19 protein-coding genes are annotated in these 20,875 nt (G+C 45.0%); 12 read left to right on the top strand and 7 right to left on the bottom strand.

Annotated elements, in window-relative coordinates:
* Positions 1–105: 105 nt before the first annotated feature.
* Positions 106–573 (top strand): hypothetical protein, encoded by a 468-nt coding sequence (locus tag LQZ07_RS20150; RefSeq protein WP_152784433.1) that lies wholly within the window; start codon positions 106–108, stop codon positions 571–573.
* Positions 574–781: 208 nt separating this feature from the next.
* The gene (locus tag LQZ07_RS20145) at positions 782–1,528 is read left to right on the top strand and encodes an OmpA family protein (RefSeq protein ID WP_194164186.1); all 747 of its coding nucleotides are present in this window, start codon (positions 782–784) and stop codon (positions 1,526–1,528) included.
* Positions 1,529–1,590: 62 nt separating this feature from the next.
* On the opposite strand, the gene srmB is transcribed toward LQZ07_RS20145, so the two are convergent.
* Positions 1,591–2,847 (bottom strand): ATP-dependent RNA helicase SrmB, encoded by a 1,257-nt coding sequence (gene srmB, locus LQZ07_RS20140; protein WP_016401366.1) that lies wholly within the window; start codon positions 2,845–2,847, stop codon positions 1,591–1,593.
* Positions 2,848–2,944: 97 nt separating this feature from the next.
* On the opposite strand from srmB, the gene LQZ07_RS20135 reads away from it, so the two are divergent.
* The 3 genes from LQZ07_RS20135 (at position 2,945) to LQZ07_RS20125 (ending at position 6,654) form a co-directional block, all read left to right on the top strand.
* On the top strand, positions 2,945–3,667 hold the full coding sequence (locus tag LQZ07_RS20135) for a tRNA1(Val) (adenine(37)-N6)-methyltransferase (RefSeq protein WP_152784437.1): 723 nt from the start codon (positions 2,945–2,947) through the stop codon (positions 3,665–3,667).
* A gap of 131 nt (positions 3,668–3,798) precedes the next feature.
* Positions 3,799–5,106 carry a branched-chain amino acid transport system II carrier protein gene (gene brnQ, locus LQZ07_RS20130; RefSeq protein ID WP_249483312.1) on the top strand — a complete coding sequence of 436 codons (1,308 nt, stop codon included), beginning with the start codon at positions 3,799–3,801 and terminating at the stop codon, positions 5,104–5,106.
* 186 nt (positions 5,107–5,292) lie between these two features.
* Positions 5,293–6,654, top strand: a complete 1,362-nt coding sequence (locus LQZ07_RS20125) for a methyl-accepting chemotaxis protein (protein WP_194164187.1) — start codon at positions 5,293–5,295, stop codon at positions 6,652–6,654.
* A 69-nt stretch (positions 6,655–6,723) separates the two neighbouring features.
* Here the strand turns inward: LQZ07_RS20125 and fldB are convergent, their stop codons facing one another.
* Complete coding sequence (fldB, locus tag LQZ07_RS20120) at positions 6,724–7,248, bottom strand: flavodoxin FldB (protein WP_152784442.1); 525 nt, start codon at positions 7,246–7,248, stop codon at positions 6,724–6,726.
* 100 nt (positions 7,249–7,348) lie between these two features.
* On the opposite strand from fldB, the gene xerD reads away from it, so the two are divergent.
* The 5 genes from xerD to LQZ07_RS20095 all read left to right on the top strand — a co-directional run bounded on the left by xerD (position 7,349) and on the right by LQZ07_RS20095 (position 13,261).
* A complete protein-coding gene (xerD, locus tag LQZ07_RS20115) occupies positions 7,349–8,269 on the top strand; it encodes a site-specific tyrosine recombinase XerD (protein WP_152784444.1) in 921 nt (306 codons plus the stop codon).
* A gap of 112 nt (positions 8,270–8,381) precedes the next feature.
* Positions 8,382–9,197: a thioredoxin fold domain-containing protein gene (locus LQZ07_RS20110; RefSeq protein WP_016401360.1), complete on the top strand. Its 816-nt coding sequence runs from the start codon at positions 8,382–8,384 to the stop codon at positions 9,195–9,197.
* Between the two features lie 80 nt (positions 9,198–9,277).
* Positions 9,278–10,999 (top strand): single-stranded-DNA-specific exonuclease RecJ, encoded by a 1,722-nt coding sequence (gene recJ / locus LQZ07_RS20105; protein WP_249483310.1) that lies wholly within the window; start codon positions 9,278–9,280, stop codon positions 10,997–10,999.
* A gap of 19 nt (positions 11,000–11,018) precedes the next feature.
* Positions 11,019–11,450, top strand: a complete 432-nt coding sequence (gene trxC / locus LQZ07_RS20100) for a thioredoxin TrxC (protein WP_016401358.1) — start codon at positions 11,019–11,021, stop codon at positions 11,448–11,450.
* A gap of 233 nt (positions 11,451–11,683) precedes the next feature.
* A complete protein-coding gene (locus tag LQZ07_RS20095) occupies positions 11,684–13,261 on the top strand; it encodes a PAS domain-containing methyl-accepting chemotaxis protein (RefSeq protein ID WP_152784446.1) in 1,578 nt (525 codons plus the stop codon).
* 33 nt (positions 13,262–13,294) lie between these two features.
* Here the strand turns inward: LQZ07_RS20095 and LQZ07_RS20090 are convergent, their stop codons facing one another.
* From LQZ07_RS20090 to LQZ07_RS20080, 3 genes are all read right to left on the bottom strand, one after another.
* Positions 13,295–13,519, bottom strand: coding sequence for a hypothetical protein (locus LQZ07_RS20090; protein ID WP_016401356.1), 225 nt, complete (start codon positions 13,517–13,519; stop codon positions 13,295–13,297).
* Positions 13,520–13,593: 74 nt separating this feature from the next.
* Positions 13,594–13,977 carry a hypothetical protein gene (locus LQZ07_RS20085; protein ID WP_152784448.1) on the bottom strand — a complete coding sequence of 128 codons (384 nt, stop codon included), beginning with the start codon at positions 13,975–13,977 and terminating at the stop codon, positions 13,594–13,596.
* 46 nt (positions 13,978–14,023) lie between these two features.
* Positions 14,024–14,770 carry an SDR family oxidoreductase gene (locus LQZ07_RS20080; RefSeq protein ID WP_016401354.1) on the bottom strand — a complete coding sequence of 249 codons (747 nt, stop codon included), beginning with the start codon at positions 14,768–14,770 and terminating at the stop codon, positions 14,024–14,026.
* Between the two features lie 187 nt (positions 14,771–14,957).
* Here LQZ07_RS20080 and LQZ07_RS20075 point away from each other — a divergent pair, with 187 nt between their 5' ends.
* Together LQZ07_RS20075 and LQZ07_RS20070 are read left to right on the top strand one after the other, a co-directional pair.
* Positions 14,958–15,353, top strand: coding sequence for a heme-binding protein (locus LQZ07_RS20075; RefSeq protein WP_016401353.1), 396 nt, complete (start codon positions 14,958–14,960; stop codon positions 15,351–15,353).
* A 358-nt stretch (positions 15,354–15,711) separates the two neighbouring features.
* Positions 15,712–18,267: a hypothetical protein gene (locus LQZ07_RS20070; protein ID WP_152784450.1), complete on the top strand. Its 2,556-nt coding sequence runs from the start codon at positions 15,712–15,714 to the stop codon at positions 18,265–18,267.
* A gap of 48 nt (positions 18,268–18,315) precedes the next feature.
* Here the strand turns inward: LQZ07_RS20070 and LQZ07_RS20065 are convergent, their stop codons facing one another.
* Both LQZ07_RS20065 and LQZ07_RS20060 read right to left on the bottom strand, forming a co-directional pair.
* Entirely contained in the window at positions 18,316–18,675 is a 360-nt protein-coding gene (locus tag LQZ07_RS20065) for a hypothetical protein (protein ID WP_152784452.1), read from the bottom strand.
* A gap of 247 nt (positions 18,676–18,922) precedes the next feature.
* Entirely contained in the window at positions 18,923–20,821 is a 1,899-nt protein-coding gene (locus LQZ07_RS20060) for a sigma-54-dependent Fis family transcriptional regulator (protein WP_152784453.1), read from the bottom strand.
* Positions 20,822–20,875 lie beyond the last annotated feature (54 nt).

The raw sequence follows: 20,875 nt of genomic DNA, 5'->3' as shown, positions 1-20,875 counted from the left end.
GCATAATTGTTTACGGCGCAATCGAGGGAGATTAAGGCCTTTAGCCACTAAAACAAACCGTCTTTACTAGGCTTAGCTTTTCACTTATCAGTAAGGAAAGCTAATATGTTAGACACAATCTTAGAGCACTATTCACAGTATCTTTATCTAAGCGCTGAAGTGACTAAAACCAATGGGCAACATGTTAATGTGAGTGAGCTGTTCACGGTTAAATTTACCTTGCTCAATACCGCCCCAACCATTCGAAGTACCCGCCAAGCTAAAATAGTTTTTTTAAACCCGTACTTACAGATTATTAAGACTGACTATGCCGCACCTTGGGGGCCAGATAATGAAGCTTGGGATTCTATGGGTTTGAACTTTCGTCGAGATCTCAAGCCCGGAGAAAGTGCCAACTTAGAAGTTGAATTTGTTGCCCTTCGCTCGATGGACCGCCGTCGATTCATTGTAGAAGAACCCTATACTTCGGTGTCGGTTAAAGCGCCATTGGACGTGAATGAACTCTTTTTTGCACATCAACAGTTTGAGTTTTCACATGATATTCGTCTTCGCTCACCTACAGATAGAGAGTAAGTGAAAAGTAAAACTATATGATGGTTTTAGGCGAATTATAGTAAGGGCCTGTAAAGCTTTTAACTTTTTATTCACTTGAGTTTTTGCTCCAGCCTTGTCAATATCACAAAAAAGCCTACCTAGAATAGGTTTGATTGGTAAATAGGTGACTTATTTTTTACTCAAGGTAATCGACATGAATAGTCGAGTTAGGCCATATGGAGATAATATGAAAAATAAGATTGCAGTGGTATTAGCGCTAGTTGGCGCAGCTTCATTATCAGGGTGTTCTAATGCTCCTCAAGGTGATGCAGGGATTATTTGTCCAGCAATTGGCGCTGGCTTTGGAGGTCTTCTTGCTGGTGGCGGTGGTGCCGTTGGTGGGGGAATCGTAGGTGCTCTACTTTGTGCTAACCCAGACCGAGACGGTGATGGTGTGGCTAATAGCGTTGATGAATGCCCCGATACACCAGCAGGCGCAATAGTTGACGAACGCGGTTGTGAAATCGTCGAAGAAGTTGTTGTAGAAGAAGTGGTTGTTGTTGAGGAAGAGATTGTAGAAGAGGTGGTCGTGGTTGCTGCCGCAGCTGCAGTACTAATTCCTGAGTCTTGCGAACAATATGTCATGGTTGAAGATGACAAAGTGGTTGGCTTTGAACATATCTTATTTGGCTTCAACAAAGACGAATACGATGCTGATGAACAAGCTAAAGTTGATTGTATCGCTAAAACCGTTATAGCAAATGACTTAAAAATTGATGTAGCGGGTCATACCGACAACATTGGTAGTGACGAATACAATTATGAGCTGAGCAAACGCCGTGCACATAATGTTGGAGTTGCTTTACTTGCTGCAGGTGTAACCAGAGATGCAGCGGTTGAAGAAGGCAAAGGCATTGCTGCGCCAATTGCTTCTAACGCTACCGAAGAAGGTCGCGCGCATAACCGCCGTGTAGAAGTGCGAGTTTATAACTAATACGACGTTATAACAGTCACAAAAAAGCCACGCATTGCGTGGCTTTAATTTTTATTACTTAGCTATTTCTTCGCTTTTTTAGCTAGCTTCTTCGCGCGACCCTTAGCCTTTTTCTTAGCGGCTTTTTTAGCTTCCGCCGTTTTAGGTTTTTTCTTCTTAGCCGGTGGCGCTGCAACACGGTGAGTTGGACGTAAGCCATCAATTACTCGGCGTTTAATTGGTTCTTCGGTATAACGCTCTGCTTTGGCCAACGCTCCCATATCATGTGCTTCAACCAGGTTTACAGCCATGCCTTTGCGTCCAGCACGGGCGGTGCGGCCAATACGGTGTACATAAACATCTGGCGTGCGTGGCATGTCATAGTTAAATACATGACTAATTTCAGGTACATCTAAGCCACGGGCTGCCACATCGGTAGCGATGAGTATGTTTACTTCGCCCTCTCTAAAGGCTTGCATGGCTTGGTTGCGTTTATCTTGTGCCATTTCGCCACGCAAATAAGATGCTTTAATCTCATCGCTTTGTAACTGTTCCGCTAGGGCATATAGACGCTCACGGGTTTTTACAAATACTACACAACGCTCAATCTCTTCGTTAAGCAGGTAGTGACGCAACAATTGGTATTTATGGGCAGCATCATCACAAAAGTGCAAAATTTGTAGAATCTTAGCGCGCTCACGGCGAGGTGGCTCAACTTCAATTTGTACCGGGTCTTGCATTACCTTGTCGGCAAATCGCAATAATCCTGAGCCTTCTAAAGTGGCGGAAAACAACGCGGTTTGACTACGCTCACTGGTAGCGTCGCTAATTGTTTCCATATCTTTGATAAAGCCCATGTCTAACATTCGGTCGGCTTCGTCTAGAATCAATACCTCAATGGCTTGGGTATCAAACACCTTATAGGTGATGTACTCCATTAAGCGGCCAGGAGTGGCGATCACGATATCAATATTGCCTTTAAGCTGTTCCGCGTGAACATCGTATTTAACCCCACCTGTGATATCGATGGTAGTGAGTTTGGTGTGCGCTGTTGCTAAACGAGCCTGTTCGGCGACTTGCATGGCAAGCTCACGGGTAGGCGTCAGAATTAATACTCGACCGGGCCCGGCTTTACGGCGAGGGTAGTCCAACAAATGTTGAATCGCCGGCAGCAAAAAGCCTAGGGTTTTGCCTGTGCCAGTAGGCGCAGAAGCCAGTACATCTCGACCATCAAGCATGGCCGGAATGGTTTGCTGCTGAATAGTTGTGGCTTTTTGTAAGCTCATATCGCTTACTGCAGCTAGGATCTGCGGGTCTAGGTCGAGGTCTTCGAAGGTCATAAATCTACCAAGTTGTGAGGCGCCATCGACTTGAACCAAAAGCGCGGGTCATTTACATTCGCGGCATAGTATAGCGCCAAACAGAGGCAAGCAAGAAGTGATCGATCATAATCAGCGTCCTGGATTCACCTTTAAGCGGTTTCATGTGGCGCACGATCAATGCGCAATGAAGGTGGGTACCGACGGGATCTTATTAGCAGCGTGGCTTAATCTGGCAAATGCGAAGCGCATATTGGATGTAGGAACAGGCACAGGATTGATTAGCTTAATCATGGCTCAACGCTGTGAAGGCAAGCTCAGCATTGATGCCATTGATATTGACGCTGATGCTTGTGAGCAAGCTAAATCTAATGTGGCGAACTCTCCGTGGGCAAATACTATCAATGTAACTTTAAGCAGTATGCAAACTCACCAACCATCTTATGCCTATGATCTTATTGTTTCTAACCCGCCGTATTTTCCTGCCGGACAGCAATTCGATGAAAAGCGCCAGCTAGCTAGGCACAGTGGCTCGCTCAATGCCGAGCAGTTTTTTGCTGCCTTGAAAAAGTTATGCCATGCAAACACTGAATTAGCGTTAGTGCTACCGTGTGATGTAGCAGAGTTGTGGCAACAGCAAGCCTTAAGCAACAATTGGTGTTTAATACATCAAGCTGAGGTGCAATCACTTCCCAATAAACCAGCCATTCGTAGTTTGATGCGCTTCTCTCAACACGCTTCGTTGTCACTTAAGCAAGAGCAAATCCTTATCTATCAGGAGGATAGAACTTACTCTGAACAATATGTTGAGTTGTGTAGAGAATTGTACTTAAAAATGTAGATTTGTTTACTGTTGAGTTGGATCAATTATCCTTTATGTAGATTTATTCACTGGTTTTATGTTTTAAAGCCATGCTATATACTCCACCGCTTAAAAATATAATCAATTGCAATCTACAACGGGGATAACACGTGACCAAACCTCTTGGATCATGGAATACAATCAGCTTAGGGATGATGGTTTTTGCCTTTTTTTTAGGCGCAGGTAATTTAATTTTTCCACCTATGGCAGGTATGTTAGCTGGCGACAATTTAGCGATGTCGATGCTTGGCTTTCTGGCCACTGCGGTAGGTTTACCTTTACTGGGTTTATTAGCGATTGCTAAAGCCGGCGGGGGTATTGTTCACTTAGGTCGTTATTTGCCCAGTAAAGTCGCCAACTTTATTGCGCTTGCCATTTATTTGGTATTAGTTCCGATGTTCGGTATTCCCCGTACATGTTTGGTAGCTTACGAGCTTGGCTTGGTACCGCTGGTTGAAAGCGCTAGCCAACTCACTTTAATTGCTTACTCGTTGTTCTATTTTGTGGCGGCTTTGTTTTTTATTTTACGCCGTGGCGGTTTAATCGATACTGTTGGCAAAATAATCACTCCTTTGTTGGTAATTTGTATTGCGGTTATCGGTGTAAGTGTATTTAGTAATCCTTTTGCAGAGATTGCTGAAGCGCAAAAAGGCTTTGCTGACATGCCTTTTGGTCAAGGTTTTATCGACGGCTACAACACTATGGACGCACTTGCAGCATTGATGTTTGGTGTGTTGATGATTGATGCGCTTAACGGTAAGGGTGTAAGCGGTAAAGGTGAGCAATTTGGCTACTTGGTTAAGGCCAGCATTATAGCGGCAATTGGCCTAACCCTATTTTATGTAGTGCTGTTTTACTTAGGTGCTACCGCAACCGGCGTAGCGCCAGAGGCGCAAAATGGTGGCGAAATTATTGTTGCCTACGTAGCAGTATTGTTTGGCGCTAAAGGCCAATTATTGTTATCTACCATTGTAAGTTTGGCCTGTTTCACAACGGCTATTGGTGGTATCTCGTCGTTCTCAACTTATGTGAGTGATAACAGCAAGTTCTCTTATAAACTTACCGCTATTGTTACAGCCGCCTGCTGTGCATTAGTGGCTAACATTGGTTTGAACCAGCTGTTGGTGGTTTCTATTCCAATTCTTATTGGTATTTACCCGGTAGCAGTGGCATTGATTGCCTTTAATCTGTTGGTGGATTGGTTTAATAGGCCTCAAATGGCGGCTCGATTAATTATTGGTGTAGCGGCTATTTTTGGCGTGCTCGACGCAATCAAAGCAACTGGCGTGAACATGGAAGCCTTTAATGTATTACCGGGCTTCTCACAAGGTTTTGCTTGGTTATTGCCTACTCTAGCCGCAGTATTGGTTAGTGTATTTGCTCGCTCAAGTAAGCAAACAGTAGCCGAAACCGTATAAGTTTAAGCAGCGCCAACAACAGTTTGGCGCTGCTTTTCTTTAGTAAAAACAACATAACAGGTTAATACCTGTTTTTTTTGATTTTCTCCTTGAGATCTTGACGCGCAATCCCTCGTATTCCCCAGCCACGCGCAATACCATAGCCCGCTAATTGTTCGATTGTTGCAATGCAAAATGGAGTTTGTCATGAAAGAAGTCCCATTTAGGTGGATTGATCGCTTTAATATTCACCTTACCTTGCAGGAAAAGTTTCTACTTATGTTCGCTTTTCCTATGTTGGCATTGCTCGCGATCTTATTGATTGTGTCTAGTAATGTAGAGCACCATTTGCAACAGCTTGATCAGCAACAAGCCCAACTAGTAAACCAAGTTATTCAGGCTGAACCTGAGCAACTGCGTACTGTATTGTCAAAAGCTGGTTATGAATTACGTGGCAATCGAGTAAGCCCTCAGCATCAGCAAACGTCAATATTTGCGCTGTTTTCGGGGCTGCAATACGCCAGCGTTGCAGCGATATTGTTTGTTGCCGGTTTACTGTTTTACTACGTAATGACCTTTATTGGCGGGGCAATGTATCAAATTCACAATGCATTGGACTTGTTAGCCAAGGGCGATTTAACCAATCGACTTAACTACCTTCCGGTGCGAGATGAGTTCAGCTCTATCGCCATTATTATCGATAAAGTAGCGGAACGAGAACACCAGCTGGTGAGTGAAACCAATGCCAGTAACGCGATGGTTAAAGATCTTTGCCATCAACTCAACCAAACCAGCGAGCAATGTAACAGCCTAAGTGTGCAACAGCAGGATCGGGTAGATTCCTTGGCTAGTGCCATTGAACAAATGGTAGTAACCATTCGTAACGTGGCTGCTAATGCCAATGACACTGCAGAGCAAACTGGCCAAGCGAATCAAGCCACCAGTGAAGGCCAGCAAAAAGTAGAACTTACCGTCGATGCCATCGACCAATTAATGGCTGACGTACAGCGCGCCGAACATGCCGTTACTCAACTGGAAAAGCGCACTCAAGACATTGGTGCAGTGGTGACCACCATTAACTCCATTTCTGAACAAACTAATCTTTTGGCATTAAATGCCGCCATTGAAGCGGCTCGAGCTGGTGAGCAAGGTCGCGGTTTTGCAGTTGTGGCAGACGAGGTACGCAGCCTCGCTGGGCGTGCTCAGCAAGCCACTGTAGAGATTCAATCGATGATTGAAGAACTACAATCTACCAGCCTTGGTTTAAGCTCAACGGTTAAAGAAAGCGTGCAACGTGGTGAAACCAGTAAAGAAATGATGGGCGGAGTGCATCAAACCATCGCGGATATTCATCAGCGTACCGATACGGTTTCGGCAAAAATTTCAGAAATTGCCACGGCCTCGGAACAGCAAGGGGTAGTCGCGACCGGTATCTCGGATGATACTCATCAGCTGCGCGACCAAACCGTGTTAGTGACTGAGTTAGTACAAGGCTCTGATCAGGCAATCAAGTCATTGTTAGAGCAGGTTGAGGTATTAGAGAAGCTAACTAAAGAGTTAAACGTTTAAGGTAAATCAAAAGATGCTAATGCGATTTATTGTCAGTAAGTCGCATTAGCAGGCTCGGTTTAAAGCTTGTTAAGCCTGTTGCAGTTCGGCCAATTCCTGCTTTAACTGGCCACACCATTGTTGAATACGCTGGTCGCTTAATTCGTATTGATGTTCATCGTCTAGCGCTAAGCCATAAAAGAATTCGCCGTCTTCGGTGAGTGCTTTAGAGGCTTCAAACTCATAACCTTGATTTGGCCAAAAACCAATAAAGTTAGCGCCAGAGGGCGCCAGTTGCTCAAACAATAATCCCATAGCATCTAAAAACCATTCGCTATAACCCACTTGGTCACCTAGGCCAAACAGTGCGATGGTTTTATTCTTAAAATCAAGCCCTTCAAGGTTATCCCATACGGCTTCCCAATCTTCCTGTAATTCGCCATAATCCCAAGTAGAAATGCCAAGAATAAGCAGCGAATAGTCGTGCATTTGGCTTATGTCGCAATCTTTAATATTGAACATGTCGATATCATGGTCGGCAAATTCAGCGAGAATTTTCTCTGCTGCCATTTCGGTGTAACAGGTAGACGAGCCAAAGAACAGGCCAATGCGCATGTAAAACTTCCTTAAGCGTTGCAGTGTGCGCGGGCAGTTTATCAAAAGCGCTAACTAACACCAATAAGCCAAGTGTTAGCCCGATTAATTAGTGAGAAATATGCCAAGCAAGCAAAGCAAACCTAAAGCCAGCGAGATTGATAATCCACACATTAATCGCTTTATTGAACAGTTGTGGTTTGAGCACAGCCTTGCAGAGAATACCCTTAATTCTTATCGCAATGATTTAAACCAGCTAGCGAGTTTTTTGTTGCAGAAAGAAGTCCCGCTAGAACAAGCTGAAACCTTAGACTTGCAGGGCTTTATCGCTTACCGCTATGAGCAAGGGCAAAAGCCAGCTAGTGCGGCTAGACAACTTTCCACATTGAAGCGTTTTTACCGCTTTTTAATTCAAGAAAAAAGCCGAGAAGATGATCCCTGCGCGCTGTTAGCACAACCTAAATTAGAGAAAAAGCTACCGGGTACCTTAAGCGAAGCCGAGGTAGAAGCCTTGCTAAATGAGCCGCAGTTGGATGATCCCATTCAGCATCGTGACTTAGCCATGTTAGAGGTTTTATATGCCACTGGACTGCGAGTGACGGAGTTAGTGAGTCTGCAAATCGAGCAAGTGAGCTTGCGCCAAGGTTTAGTAAGGGTTGTGGGTAAAGGTGGTAAAGAGCGCTTAGTTCCTTTGGGGGAGCAAGCGGTAGATGTATTAGAGCGCTACTTAAAGCAAGCGAGACCATTGTTACTAAAACAAGAGAGCGATGTATTATTTCCAAGTTCTCGAGGTAGCCAAATGACCCGGCAAACTTTTTGGCATCGCATTAAGCGCTATGCCAGCTTAGCAGGGATTAACAACCACTTATCACCGCATACCTTACGTCATGCTTTTGCCACTCATTTGCTTAATCACGGCGCTGATTTAAGGGTGGTGCAAATGTTATTGGGGCATAGTGATTTGTCTACAACTCAAATCTATACCCACGTAGCAAACGAGCGTTTACGCAGTGTTTACCAGCAACATCACCCGCGCGCTTAGGCGACCTACTAAGCAGTTTGTAACTAAATTTTTTGCAATTACCGCCTATAGGCGGTAAGTTTTGCAAGCTTTGCACGGTCTGCTTGTATACCCCTAATTCGGAGAAAATTTAATGAAATTATCCAAGGCCTTATTGTTGTCGATGAGTTTATTCGGCCTAAGCTTAAACACTGCCTGGAGTGACGATGCCAGTGAGCAGCCTGAAACCAAGGTGGCTCAAGCAGACATGACCAACAAATTGGATACTACAAAAACCAAACAAGTGATTGAAGCGCGTTTAGGTGTAAAAGTAGATGCGGTAGCCGAAACGCCATTAGCTGGTATTTATGAAGTGGCCACCAGCCAGGGCATGTTTTATGTGAGCCAAGACGGTCGTTATTTAATTCAAGGCAGCTTATTTGATTTAGTCAATCGAGTGAACCTAACGGATGCAAGCATGGCTAAGGTGCGAATTAAGCAGTTAGCAAGTTTTGAAAACGACATGATTGTATTCAAAGCAAAAGATGAAAAATACGTTGTGACAGTGTTTACCGATACCAGCTGTGGTTACTGTCGCAAGTTGCATAATGAAATGTACACTTACAAAGAAAAAAACCAGCAAACTCAAAAAGTTGAAACCTTAGCGGGTTATACCGATTTAGGCATTACTGTGCGTTACTTGGCCTTCCCACGCGGTGGAGTAGATTCACCCGTTTATGGTGAGATGCAAAGCGTATGGTGTGCTGATGATAAAGCCGGTGCCATGAGTGCAGCTAAAAACGGCAGCTCTGTGGCTAAAGCCAGCTGCGACAACACGGTGCTTAAACAGTACCAGTTAGGCGAAGCGTTCGGTGTTCGTGGTACGCCAGCTATGGTGCTAGAAGATGGCACTATGTTGCCGGGATATCGCCCACCGGCTGCCTTGTTAGAGTTTTTAGAGCGTAGCTAGCTTTCACTGCTGTAAATAGGCTCCTACTTTTGTTAAAAAGGGGAGCCTTTTTTATTTCACCATCCTAGAGAAACCAATACGTGTTATTACGCCGCCGCGAAAATCTCGATACCCAAGCGCTACCAGCCGAATGGCCAGAGCTGATAAAACAAGTGTATGTGCGACGCGGAGTAAAAACCGCGGCCGATGTTGAACGGCGCGCTCAAGCTCTTTTGCCATTTCAAGGTTTGCAAGGCATGGATGATGCGGTCAACTTACTTATAAGCAATCTGCAGCAACGAAAAAAGATCCTGATTGTGGGTGACTTTGATGCTGATGGTGCAACCAGCACTGCACTATTGATGGCTGGCTTACCGCAGTTTGGCTTTCGGTCTGTAGATTTTTTAGTGCCTAACCGTTTTGAGTATGGTTATGGCTTAAGTCCAGAGATTGTAGAGCTAGCCGCAGCCAAAGGTGCTGAGCTTATTATTACCGTGGATAATGGCATTTCCAGTATCAATGGCGTTGATAAGGCGCAGTCTCTTGGTATTCCGGTACTTATCACCGATCACCACTTGCCAGGTGAGCAATTACCCAAAGCGGCAGCTATTGTTAATCCAAATCTGTCGGCCTGCGCTTTTCCAAGTAAAAACCTGGCTGGCGTAGGTGTAGCCTTTTACTTGCTTATGGCGCTGCGCAGCAAAATGCGTGAACAAGATTTTTTTGCCCAGCAAGGCTTGGTAGAGCCCAATATTGCTGGTTTATTGGATTTGGTAGCGCTAGGTACTGTGGCCGATGTAGTGCCGCTAGACAGTAATAACCGAATTTTAGTGCACCAAGGGCTGCAGCGTATTCGAGCAGGTGCCTGTAGGCCCGGCATTCAAGCGCTTATTGAAGTGTCTGGCCGCAATAAAGCCGGTATGGTGGCCAGTGACTTAGGTTTTGCAATTGGTCCGCGCCTAAACGCGGTTGGTCGCTTAGACGATATGAGCTTAGGCATTCATTGTTTGCTTAGTGACGATATTCATCACGCCCGTCAATTGGCCAGCGAAATGGATAGCTTGAATAGTGAGCGCAAAGATATTGAAGCCAGTATGCAGCAAGAGGCCCAGCAAAGTGTCAGCAAGTTGAGTTTAGATACTCAAAGCCTGCCCAAAGCACTGTGTTTGTATCAGGCCGATTGGCATCAAGGCGTAGTAGGGCTAGTGGCTTCACGCATTAAAGAAAAATATTATCGCCCAGTGTTTGCTTTTGCTGATGGCGATAATGGCGAGGTAAAAGGCTCGGGGCGCTCGGTGGCTGGAGTGCATCTTCGTGACTTACTGGAACGTATAGATACCCAAAACCCTGGTTTAATTGCTAAGTTTGGTGGCCATGCAATGGCTGCGGGTTTGTCCTTATCGCAATCGCGATTTAGCGAATTTCAAGCTTGTTTAGAAAATACCGCCAAAGATTTTATTGATGAAGAGTGCCTCACTCACACCTTACTAAGTGACGGGGAATTAGCACCAGAGCAATTGGTGTTGGAATTTGCCGAAATGCTGCGTGAATCGGGACCTTGGGGCCAAGGTTTTCCCGAGCCTTTGTTTGACGGTGAGTTTGAGCTCTGTGCGCAGCGAGTTGTGGGCGAAAAGCATTTAAAGATGAGTGTGAAGCTACCGGGCATGAGCCAAGAAGTGGATGCCATTGCTTTTAATGTGGATCGTAGCATTTGGCCAAATGCCAGCCTCAAGCATGTGCAACTGGTTTATAAGCTGGACGTAAATGAATTTAGAGGGCGGCGGAGCGTACAACTTATGGTTGAACACTTAGCCCCCTTATAAACCTTATAGGAGTAGATAGATGTCTGAATCACTGATTGTGGTATGCCCTAGTTGCCAAGCAGGCAATCGCTTACCTGTGGCGCGAGTTGCTGAGCAAGCCAAATGTGGCAAATGTAAGCAAGCCTTATTTAGTGGTGAGCCGATTGATGTTACCGAAACAAGCTTTAGTAAGCACCTTGGTGGCCAGTTACCGGTGGTTGTCGATTTTTGGGCATCGTGGTGTGGCCCTTGTAAAAGCATGGCACCGGCCTACCAGCAAGCTGCTCAGCAGTTTGCTCATCGCGCACAGTTTTTAAAAGTGAATACCGAGGAGCAACAAGCGCTAGCGCAGCGTTATCAAATTCGCTCTATTCCTACTTTAATGGTGTTCAAAAATGGCAAATTATTAAGCCAACAAGCGGGGGCATTGCCAGCTCAAGCTATGCAGCAGTGGCTTGAACAGCACATTTAACTAAATCCAATATCTTTAAAACTTTAGGGCTTATTCTTAGCTCTAAAGTTTTTGCTCTATCCTTCGCATTTTCTACAGCCTAATATTGTGTTGCTTGTCCAAATAGAGATAATCCAAAAAGTTATGTTTTTTAAGTGTTTGTTGTTGGCGAGTTATCTATTTGTTGTCAATAATTTATAAACACATCAACTAAAAATAAGCCAAACACACGGCTAGTGATTAAAGGATTGTTTATGCCTAGGGGAACCTCTCTTACTGGAAACGAGCGCAAGATGGTTGAGCATCAACACATCGTTTCAACTACCGATCCTCGAGGCGTAATTACCTACGCTAATCAAGACTTTGTAGACATTAGCGGTTATAGCAACGATGAGCTGGTGACTCATGGACATAACATTGTTCGCCATCCTGCAATGCCAAAAGTGGCCTTTAAGATGCTTTGGGATCGAATTGAAAGCGGCAAGCCGTGGATGGGGATTGTGAATAATCGCTGCAAAAACGGTGATAATTACTGGGTCGATGCATTTGTCACTCCCATGCTCTCTAGTAAAGGAGAGATAGAGGGTTACCAGTCGGTGAGGGTAAAACCTAATGCCGAGGCAGTAAAACGCGCTGATCGTTTGTATCAACGTATCAATCAAGGTCAGGCACCTATTTCCCGCTTGAAGCGCGGGATGAATATATTAAGTCGCTATAGCTTAAGTTTCGCCTTACCTGGATTATTGGTGTTGGCATTTTGCCGATTTAACTCGCTATTGTCTTTTGGCAGTGGGCTCATCGCAGCCATGGTGATTATTGGGCTAAGCGTGTTGTTAGCCACTATGCTAAGTGCGTCGATCCGCAGTTTAGCCGCCAGCAGTAAACAAACTATAGATGATCCCGTAGCGCAATGGATTTACACCGGGCGCTGCGATGAACTAGGGCAATTGCAATTAGCCAATATTTTATTGGATCACCAACAACAAACCTTAATTTGGCGAGTCAGTGATTCTGCTCAGCAACTGGATAAGGTGGCGGCTCAGGCATCTAGCGCAACCGAAGGTGTATACACCGATATGGACTCGCAGCAAAACGAGGTTGAGCAAGTCGCTAGTGCCATTGGCCAAATGGCGAGTAGTGTTGAAGAGGTATCGTCCAGTGTCCAGCAAACCGTGGAGCAAACCAGCCAAGCGGATCAGCAGGTGCGCCAAGGCCACCAAGAAGTTAATGACACCATCGCCCAAATAAACCTGCTGGCTAAAGATATTGATACCGCCAGCGAAGTGATCGCTTCGCTAGCTCAAGAAAGTGAGCAAATTGGCTCCTTTGTAACGGTTATTCAAGGCATTGCCGAACAAACCAATTTACTGGCTTTAAATGCTGCCATCGAGGCAGCTAGAGCGGGTGAACAGGGGCGAGGGTTTGCGGTGGTGGCTGATGAAGTACGAACCTTAGCTAGCCGCACGCAAAGCTCTACCGAAGAAATTCAAAGCATTGTAGCAACGCTACAAAATGGGGCTGAAAGAGCGGTGAAAGTGATGCAACAAGGTAGCAAGGCGGCTCAGGGCAGTGTTGATCAAGCTGCCCATGCTGGTGATGCAATTATGCAGATTACCCAAACAGTGGAAGAAATTCGTAGCCGCATTAGTCAAATTGCCAATGCGACTGAGGAGCAGGCTTCGGTTGCCAGTGAAATTGGTGGCAATGTTTCTGCCATTAGCCAGCAAACTCAGCAAACCTTGCAGCGTTGCCAGCATACTAGCGAAGCCAATCATCTGTTGGCTGAACAAAGTGGCAAGTTGCGGGCAATGGTCGAGTTGTTTGCTCGCTGATCTAGCCTATAAATCAACAATAGATAACTGGGCTTAGCTTTTTGATTTTGCTTTCATCAGTATTAGGGTGAGGATAATTTTGCTGGGCACCATTAACAGCAAGCCTAAGCCGATGATACCAGCGATTATTTGTACCCCAGTTACGCCCATGGAAACGCTGATATTAGAGAACATAGCTAAAGCTACTCCCACTAGCACCAATAATAAACCTATGCATATAACGGCATATAATAGGTACTTTCCTTGTTGCTGAGTCATCAAATAGCCCTTTTTAATAACGACTTAAGCCATTATTAAGCACATGCTTATATACAACTTTGCGTTGGCGCAGTTTATTGTGAATCTGCTGATTGTTTAGTTGGGTTACTTGCTTGAGAAACTTTGAGTAAGGGGGCGTTTTCGGGCCAGCTAAGCTTGCCTTTTACCTGCCAAAAACTACCAATAGTGGGTGTTGGTTGTTGATTGAAGTTGATAGTGAGTAAATTGCCTTCAGCACTTTTAGCTAAGACCTCTTGCTGGTTATTGGTGGTGCCAATAACCAGAATATCGCCTTCAACCAAAGCTGATTGTTGATGCGCTAGGGCGTGTTCTAAAGACAGGCTTTCTATCTGTTTAAAAGGGCTATTAGGCGCCCAGGTGTAGTAACAAAAAAGGCCAATCAGTAAAGCCATTACGAGGGGAATGCGTTTATCGATTATTCGAGGATCTTTGGCCATTTAATGGTCCTTGTTAGTGTTATTAAGCACTTAGCATTTCAGTGTTTTATCGCCCGCCAGCAACGTCGACAATACTACCCGTGATATAAGAAGCTTGTTCTGAGAGCAGCCAAGCAATGGCTTCGGCAACTTCGCTGGGCTGACCGGCGCGCTGCATGGGAATGGCACTACGGACACGTTCAATTCGGTTGGGTTCGCCGCCATCGGCATGCATGTCGGTATCAATAAAGCCTGGCCGCACCCCATTCACTCTAATCTTTTGCTCGGCTAATTCTAAGGAAAGCCCTTTAGTGAGAGTATCAATGGCACCTTTACTGGCTGCATAATCGATGTATTCGAAGGGAGAACCTATGCGAGCTGCGGCTGAAGATACATTAACAATGGCCCCTCCAGCCCCACCATAACTGCTGCCCATGCGCTTAATGGCGTATTTACAGCACAAAAAAGCACTGGTTACGTTAGTCGTGAGCAGCTGATTGATCCGGCTCTGGTCCATATTTACCAACGAGCTTTGTGGTAGCAACATGGCAGCATTGTTAACTAAGGCGGTAATGGGGCCGAGTTGTTGGTCAATGGCAGCGAACAGCTTATCAACTTGCTGCTCTTGGCTTACATCAGCAGCATAAGCCATTGCAGGAACACCTAAGGCATGGATTTGCTTCAGTAGCGTGTTAGCTGCTACTTGGTTTTGTTTGTAGTTAATACAAACGGCATAGCCTTGTTGCGCCAGCAGCAAAGCGGTAGCAGCGCCAATGCCACGACTAGAACCGGTGACGAGTGCAACTTTATTCATCGTTGTCCCTGCTATGTGAAGAAAGACCATGCTAGCAATATCACCCGCCTACAGAAAGCCTTTATGTTACGAATTAAATGACTACATTCCATACTATAGTGCGATAAACTTGCGCCCTAAGCGTTGGCTTTAAGCACTAATCTTTCTAGACTCTGGAATAACTTAACTATCACTTTTGAGATTATTTATGGATATTACCTTTGAATTAGCCAGTGCTTTAAATGTGCAAGCCTTACGTTTAGCTGACGAAAAACAAGTGAGCATTGCAGTTGCAGTGGTTGATGCTCACGGCGAGTTAGTAAGCTTTTCTCGAATGAACAATGTGGCTTTTCATGCCGCTGTACTAGCCCAGAACAAAGCGTATACCGCAGCGCGTGATCGCCAACCTACAGCCAACTTAGCAGCATGGGCAAAAGAAACTGGTAAAGACATGGGTTATTGGACGGATCCTCGTTTTACCGGTATTCAGGGTGGTGTGCCGATTTACCAAGATGGAAATGTGATCGGCGCCATTGGTATTAGCGGCATGAGTGAGCAAGACGATGCTGCTCTAGCGCAAGCTGCAATAGATGCTATGGTATAACCAAGATCAAATTTTCATCACTGGCGTAAACCTTTGGTTTGCGCTATTGACTTATCTCTCATATCATCCCTGTTCACCTTAACATTAGTTATTACGCGGTATTAAGCAATCACTAATGATTATCAGTTCATCTGAAAGTTTTTTAGTAAAAACTCCGTCAACTGTTCGGTACGTTTAGAGTGTTTTGTTAATAATTTGTTTTTAGCAAAGTTTGATGTTTGATTCGCTAAATGTTGCTATTGGAGCGGCAAGAGAGCTCTAGTCATATTATTCATGATGGCTTGGTTAGCAATTATTTAACATTGTTGAGTCATAGTTGGCGACAGCATTAGTTATAAAAGGTAAACAGGGAAGTTATATGATTTTTCAAATCAGCAAGCCTTTGGCACATTGTATTAGAGTTGCTGCGTTAGCTTGCTCGCCACTGTTACTTTTGGCATGTGGAGGTGGTGGAGATGAGCCATCTGCTCAACAGCAAACTCCAGACACGGGGGGGGCTGCTGTGGCACAAGCTATTGTGCTGCGAGCAGGGGAAACAAACCTAGCCGAAGGCGCGACTAGCCAATTGGAATTGGACTTAGTTTACGACAATGGTGTTACTCGAAATCTCACCCCATTCAAGCTTAACTGGCAATGTAACTCTGAAGCAGTAAGCATTAGTGAATCTAGTTATGTGACAGCAAATTCAGAAGGTGAAGCAAACTGCAGCCTTGCTTGGTCGTCATTGAGTTTGGTAGTGGATTTTACGGTTCGCTCTGATGAGATTATTGCTGAAAGCCTTACTATTTCCCCAGTTAGTCCGGTTGCTCTAACGCTTAACGATCAACAAGCTTTAGAAGTTATCGCCAGTTTTAATGACGGCTCTCAACAAGCAGTGAGCAGTGATGCGCAGTGGCTTTGTGATAGCAATGTAGTAAGTATTAATGCCCAGCAACTTACCGCCGAACAAGCAGGACAAGCCACGTGCAGCGTTACTTGGCAAAACCTGAGTGCTGATCTTGAGGTTGTCGTGTCTGCTCCCGCTACCTTAAGCAGTATTAGCATTAACCCTGCTGGACCCATTGATATTCCTTTAGCATCGAAGCAAAGCTTACAAGTTAACGCTAGCTATAGTGATGGCTCTGTGAAAGCTTCACTAAGCGATGTGCAGTGGGCTTGCGATAGCAGTGTAGTATCAGTAGATGCTCAGCAGCTTCTAGTCACCAATCAGGTTGGCCAAGCCATTTGCACTGCCAGCTGGCAGGGCCAACAAGCAGACATTCAAGTTGAAGTATTAGCGCCAGCTGCCACTAACCACAAACTGTCTCTGGCATCGATAGAACACTTACGCTTTGCCGGGCAAGATTATAGCCGCTTTGCAAGTTGGGTCGACCAAGCTGTTGATGGTAATCCGGGGTATGGATTTTCGCCTACCGATGCGGTTTACATGTATTACCTAACTCAAGATAAAAAATACATTGAGTTAGCAATTGAAGATGTAGAAGAGCAAGTCGTTGCGGCAGAAGCCCTGATTGCTGCAAACGACAAACCAAAAACTTCGTTTGATTCTTATCTTTACGTAGGCGATTTTATCTCTGAGCTGGCTTACGTTTACGACTATGGTTATGACTTGCTTAGCGATAGCCAAAAAACGCGTTGGAAAAACTACGCCGAGCAGGCTATTTGGAATGTGTGGAACCATGCAGATGCACAGTGGGGCGGTAATAGCTTCCCATGGAGCGGCTGGGCAACCACTAATCCAGGCAACAATTATCACTTCAGTTTCTTAAAGGCCACCATGACTTGGGGTTTAGTGGACGAAAACGAAACTTGGCTCAATCTACTCAGAGATGACAAACTGCCGAAGCTAGTGGAGTATTATGCGCAGTTTGCTGGTGGTGGTAGCCGTGAAGGGACTGGCTATGGAGTAGCTCAGGGTAAGCTATTTGAGCTGTACATCATTTGGCGAGACTCTACCGGCGAAGATCTATCACTTGAGTCTTTGCATACAAAACAAACCATCGATTACTGGATCCACGCTACTACTCCAGACTTAACGCATTTTGCTCCTATCGGCGACCAATCTCGGGTCTCATTCCCGGTACTGTTCGATTATCACGAAAGCTTAATGCAGCGTGCTGCCTCGTTAAATATTGGCAGTGACGCAGCGAAGCGTGGCAGTTGGTGGTTAGCTAATAATTCCGTTGACCCAATGCGTTTTGGCTTCAATCTGCATACTACTTTGTTGCAGCAAGAGCTCAATCAAATAGTGCCAAGTGATTTGCTGTATTACTCTTCTAGCGCTGGCCACCTGTTTGTTCGCTCCTCTTGGGATGCCGATGCAACATGGTTATCTGCCGTTGCAGGTATTTACGATGAATCGCATGCTCATCAAGACCAAGGCTCATTCACTTTGTTTAAAGATGAGTTTTTAGCAGTAACCCAAAATATTTGGTCACACAGCGGAATTCATCAACTTAGTGATCAGCACAACATCCTACGTTTTGAAGAGGCTGGAGAAATCATTCCGCAGAAGCGCGGTACCGAGGGCAGTATGACTCATCAGGTTGATGGTGATGTTACTACCATCAATATGGACCTAACCGGTGTGTATCCCGCCTACGATTCAATTACCTCGTGGCAGCGTGAGATTCGTTTTAGTGCTGACCAAGTTATGGTCACTGACCAATGTGTTGTAGCCGACACGGTTTCTACTATTTGGCAAATTAACCTGCCAGAAGAGCCGATTGTACAAGCCGACGGTTCTATTATTGCGGGTAACTTAAAAATCACCCCAATAGCGCCTGCAACACCAAGTATTAGTATCATTAACTGGAATGACATTGATGCGGTCGAATACAAGGAAGACCGTTATAGGTTAGATCTAGAGGGTGGCGCTTGTAACTATCAAGTGCAATTGGATGTTCTAAACTAGAGCTGTGAGCAGATTTAAAAGGGAGCCTTGTGCTCCCTTTTTTGTATGCTAGTAGTACGACTTGTTAGAGGTTATCTTCGCTAGGCCTTTAATGATTCGGTAGATTGACCAAATCCAAACTCCTAACAGTACAAAATACCCTACGATTACAAATGCTAGTACAAAGCCAATAATCGACAGGCCAAAACCCCACCAAAAGGTTTTAATAATATTTGAGTAGTGATCCTCAAACAGGGTACCTGCTGCATCCGCTTTTTTCACCATGGCCCAAATAGCACCTACTAACCAAAATAGGCCGGTAAACAAACCTAGAATCATTAAACCATAACCAATTAATGCGCTGGTTTTAGCGGCTTCATCGCTAGCAGATAGAGGCGCTTCGGTGACTGCATTTTGTATTTCTGACATTATTTACTCCTTAAATTGTCAGTGAGTTAGAACGGGTTAAATTGCCAAAGGCTTAGCGGGTATTTGAAAGTGCGAGATTGCTTGTTCCCGATTTACTGAATACCTCTAAAGAGGTGAATATGACATAGGGAAAAGTGGAAAGCTTTAGCTAACAAGCTAGTTTTGCGTTAAATAATATTAATATAATCTTTTATATATTAATGCTTTAGTTAAAAGGTGGTGAGAGCGGCATCCTTAGAGATTAAGGCTATTTGTAACCAGATTCTCGTAAGCGCTTGTAAACCGTATTGCGACTGATACCAAGCTGTTGAGCTGTCTTGGATATATTGCAAGAAAGTGACTGATAAACCGCGACTATGTCATCACTATTTGGCTGCTTAACTTGTTCAGGCTCTAGGTTAGTTTGCGAAGAGCTTGGAGTAAATACTTCTACGTTAGTGGTTTGGCCATCAAGGTCGGCAAAAAAGTCGTCGGGAAGGTGCTGTAAGTCGATGGCTTGGTTATCAGACATCGCTTGGGCAATTTGGATAACACTTACTAGCTGGCGAATGTTTCCTGGCCAAGGGTGCTGGCAAAAGCTATGCATTGCACGTTCTGTAATTAAGGCATCTTGCGGTGTTTCTGCATAGTAATTTAGCAAAAATTGGATAAGGTGTTGGCGATCACTCCGATGGCGAAGCGCTGGTAGCTCGATGTTTAAACCGCTCACGCGGTAGTATAAATCTTGGCGAAAACTGCCTGCTTCTACATCATCTTTTAAGTTTCGGTTAGTCGCTGACACTAGCTTAAAATCTACCGGATAAGACTCGGTACTGCCCAAGGGGTTTACTTTGCGCTCCTGCAATACTCTTAGTAAGCGCGCTTGTACATTCAAGGGCATGTCGCCAATTTCATCTAAAAAGAGGGTGCCTTTATCTGCCTTGCGGATCAGCCCTATATAACCTTTGTTGCTAGAGCCAGTAAACGCGCCTTTTTCATAACCAAACAGTTCCGATTCCACCAACTCTTGGGGAATCGCCGCACAGTTTACCGTTACCATATTTTGTTTGCTGCGCTGGCTTGAGTGGTGCAGGGCTTTTACAAACACCTCTTTTCCTACCCCTGTTTCTCCGCGGATCAAAATGGGGATCTCTTTATCTACAATGCGTTTGCTTTGAGCCACGGCCTTAGCCATTACCGGGTCACCTAAATTAAGGTCGTCGAGCAAGAATGCTTGTTTTTCAGAAATGTGTTGCGCCTTGTTCTGCTCGGGCTTAAGCAAGGCTCTAAAATCTAATACTCGTGGTTTTGCTTGCTTAGGTTTATGTAAAACCCCATGCACCCTAAACTGCTGACGTGTAATCAATGGAACTTGAAAGCTCTCAGGCTGGTTAATCAGTTGGTTAACGCTTACTTCAAATAGCTCGCTTATGTTCACCAGCTTTAAGTCGGTGGCTAACACTAGTTCTGCACGGCGATTGGCCGAAATCACTAAGCCGGTTTCATCAAATACAATCAGTGCCGACCATTGGCTATCAATGTTCTCCGGGCTGGTATTAAAACGCAGCAAAAAGTGCTCACTATTGAAGTGCGAAATAATTAGCTGATTTTCAACCGCTTGCGACATGATCTTAACCATGCCCAGGGTATGAGATTCCGGCAGGTAAGTATCGCTAGAGATATCAATCACTCCCACCATCTCTCTATCAACCCCATAAATGGGTGCTGCAGAACCGGTCATAAAGCGGTTGGCCACTAAAAAGTGCTCGTCATGATGAATTTGCACCACGCTACCGGTTTTTAAGGCGGTGCCAATGGCGTTGGTGCCTAGCACTGGTTCTTGCCAGCCAGTGCCTGGTGAGAAGATTTCTTGATGCTGCTGTTTAAAGCGTTGCTCCCCCCAACTTTTTAATACATAGCCTTGATGGTCTGCCAGCATAACTTGGCTATTGCTGTTGCTTAACAAGTTCTCGTAATACGGCAGTACTTGGTGGTGGGTTGTTTCGAGTAATTGATGATGCTGTTCCAATAGGCATGACAAATCCCCCGCAGATTTATGCTCTACGTTTGGCTCACTATGATGGGTTAAGCCAGATTCTCGACAGCGCTGCCAAGAACTCTTAATTAGGGCTTCATGCTCTATATACCACTGTGACTTTTCGCTCATCTCAATCCTTAAATCAGCATCACATTGTTTAGCTGTGAACAGTGTTAGGCAGGC

It is taken from the genome of Agarivorans sp. B2Z047 (assembly GCF_023373605.1).
Classification (GTDB): Bacteria; Pseudomonadota; Gammaproteobacteria; order Enterobacterales; family Celerinatantimonadaceae; genus Agarivorans; species Agarivorans albus.
Note: the sequence above shows the minus strand (reverse complement) of the source record. Positions and strands in the feature narration are given on the sequence as shown.

What these genes read in the sequence shown, in the direction of transcription:
- LQZ07_RS20150 (WP_152784433.1), top strand. Translation starts at nt 106, where the DNA reads ATGTTAGACACAATCTTAGAGCACTATTCACAGTATCTTTATCTAAGC.
- LQZ07_RS20145 (WP_194164186.1), top strand. Translation starts at nt 782, where the DNA reads ATGAAAAATAAGATTGCAGTGGTATTAGCGCTAGTTGGCGCAGCTTCA.
- srmB (WP_016401366.1), bottom strand. Translation starts at nt 2,847, where the DNA reads ATGACCTTCGAAGACCTCGACCTAGACCCGCAGATCCTAGCTGCAGTA.
- LQZ07_RS20125 (WP_194164187.1), top strand. Translation starts at nt 5,293, where the DNA reads ATGAAAGAAGTCCCATTTAGGTGGATTGATCGCTTTAATATTCACCTT.
- fldB (WP_152784442.1), bottom strand. Translation starts at nt 7,248, where the DNA reads ATGCGCATTGGCCTGTTCTTTGGCTCGTCTACCTGTTACACCGAAATG.
- xerD (WP_152784444.1), top strand. Translation starts at nt 7,349, where the DNA reads ATGCCAAGCAAGCAAAGCAAACCTAAAGCCAGCGAGATTGATAATCCA.
- LQZ07_RS20110 (WP_016401360.1), top strand. Translation starts at nt 8,382, where the DNA reads ATGAAATTATCCAAGGCCTTATTGTTGTCGATGAGTTTATTCGGCCTA.
- trxC (WP_016401358.1), top strand. Translation starts at nt 11,019, where the DNA reads ATGTCTGAATCACTGATTGTGGTATGCCCTAGTTGCCAAGCAGGCAAT.
- LQZ07_RS20095 (WP_152784446.1), top strand. Translation starts at nt 11,684, where the DNA reads ATGCCTAGGGGAACCTCTCTTACTGGAAACGAGCGCAAGATGGTTGAG.
- LQZ07_RS20090 (WP_016401356.1), bottom strand. Translation starts at nt 13,519, where the DNA reads ATGACTCAGCAACAAGGAAAGTACCTATTATATGCCGTTATATGCATA.
- LQZ07_RS20085 (WP_152784448.1), bottom strand. Translation starts at nt 13,977, where the DNA reads ATGGCCAAAGATCCTCGAATAATCGATAAACGCATTCCCCTCGTAATG.
- LQZ07_RS20080 (WP_016401354.1), bottom strand. Translation starts at nt 14,770, where the DNA reads ATGAATAAAGTTGCACTCGTCACCGGTTCTAGTCGTGGCATTGGCGCT.
- LQZ07_RS20075 (WP_016401353.1), top strand. Translation starts at nt 14,958, where the DNA reads ATGGATATTACCTTTGAATTAGCCAGTGCTTTAAATGTGCAAGCCTTA.
- LQZ07_RS20070 (WP_152784450.1), top strand. Translation starts at nt 15,712, where the DNA reads ATGATTTTTCAAATCAGCAAGCCTTTGGCACATTGTATTAGAGTTGCT.
- LQZ07_RS20065 (WP_152784452.1), bottom strand. Translation starts at nt 18,675, where the DNA reads ATGTCAGAAATACAAAATGCAGTCACCGAAGCGCCTCTATCTGCTAGC.
- LQZ07_RS20060 (WP_152784453.1), bottom strand. Translation starts at nt 20,821, where the DNA reads ATGAGCGAAAAGTCACAGTGGTATATAGAGCATGAAGCCCTAATTAAG.